The following is a 1,479-nucleotide window of genomic DNA, read 5'->3' as shown; positions in this document are numbered from 1 at the left end:
TGAAACACTGTTTAATTTTTTTACGCGTACGCGTGCTGTACGTCGCAATATTATTGATGCCGGACAGGAAATTGATGTCCCTGACTTTGGGCGTCATAGTCTTCCTAAAGAGAGGATGTAAATTAAGAGATTTTTGAATTTTGTGTTGTTTTGCTTATTCCTATCATACCTCTTTATTGGGATATATGTCCTTTTAAATTGTGTGTTATGATAACAATACGGTGCAATTCTCAATAATTTGTACGATAATAAGTGCACTTACCTTTGTCTTTTAGTCTGTGCTCTAAAATGATTTTTGACCTTTATGAGGAGTGCTTGTGGTTTTGGTTAGCTAATCGCAAAAATTAAAGCAAAATTCATGGAGATATGCTTTAATTTTGATTTATTTCATATCAATGGACATGTAATTCTCATTCAAAGGATTACGATTAGAAAAAGTATAAAATCATTTTTTGAAAGATAAAATCTTTGTTCAATAATCTTTCGTATTGCTGAGAGTAAAGACCTATAAAACTCTTCTATAATTTGATTTTCACGAATATAATCTAAGAGATTTGCGAAGGGTTTTTCAGGGAGAGGGGGGTGTATGAGTTTCTGTAAATCAATGCAAAGAGTGTTGTATTATGAGTGTTGTCTCGCAAAGTATTTTATAAAAAACAGGTGAGTATTCTCTAATCGGTAGCCAGTATATTTTTCATTTTATGATATTGTTTTCTTCATAAAGCTTGTATAGTTGCTGTCAATTGTAAATTAATATTCAAATCTCATGCAGCAACATGTTTGAAATAAATATTAAGATGCTTCAGTGTTTTCGTTTTTTTAGCTTTTGTATGCCTGTTTGGGGCGGGAATATCCTCTCTGTTTGATTGATCTGTTGAAGCGAGAAAACAACTTTATTTGAGAAAACTATAAAAGAAGGAAAGGGAGAAATTCTTTTTCATCTATCTCCTTTTAATGAAATTTTACACTGTGAAAAAGAATTCATTGAAATATTTTTGCCTCACATTTTTTTCGCGTTTTATGATTACGCTACTTAATGTAAAACAAAAGGCTTCAAACAGAATACAATTGCTTGGTACAATTTGTTGGCTTATTCTTTTCATTTTTGGGACAGAGTGAGACTTGACCGCGTGGATTATTGCCCTTTATACTAAAAAATGTTTGTTTTTAAAGTCTTGATGGTTTTTATAAAGCTTAGGATATCTGAAAAAAGGATGTTACCAGAAAGTATTGAGGTTTGTTAAAAAATATCTTTTGGTATAGCTATCATATTTTTTGTGACGCAATAAGCCATTATTGGCGTGATAATGGAAGCGCTTTTGCAAGCCATGTTGCGCTATCAGGGCTTTTAGCATTTTTCCCTTTCTTTATTTTTGGAATATCTTTTGCTCGTTTTCTAGGAGCTTTTACCTATACACCGCAAAAAATTAAAGCACTGGTGCAGTTATTGCCTGATGTTATTGCAGAGCCTTTATCTCA

General features: G+C 32.2%; 2 pseudogenes. Both read left to right on the top strand.

Annotated elements, in window-relative coordinates:
• Positions 1-121: pseudogene (locus tag ACFIO3_RS12985) on the top strand (prephenate/arogenate dehydrogenase family protein); the annotation flags it as partial.
• Between the two features lie 1,116 nt (positions 122-1,237).
• Positions 1,238-1,479, top strand: a pseudogene (locus tag ACFIO3_RS12980) (ribonuclease BN); the annotation flags it as partial.

The sequence above is a fragment of the Bartonella sp. AD328YNZD genome (assembly GCF_042196425.1).
This window is presented reverse-complemented; position numbering and strand designations above follow the sequence as displayed.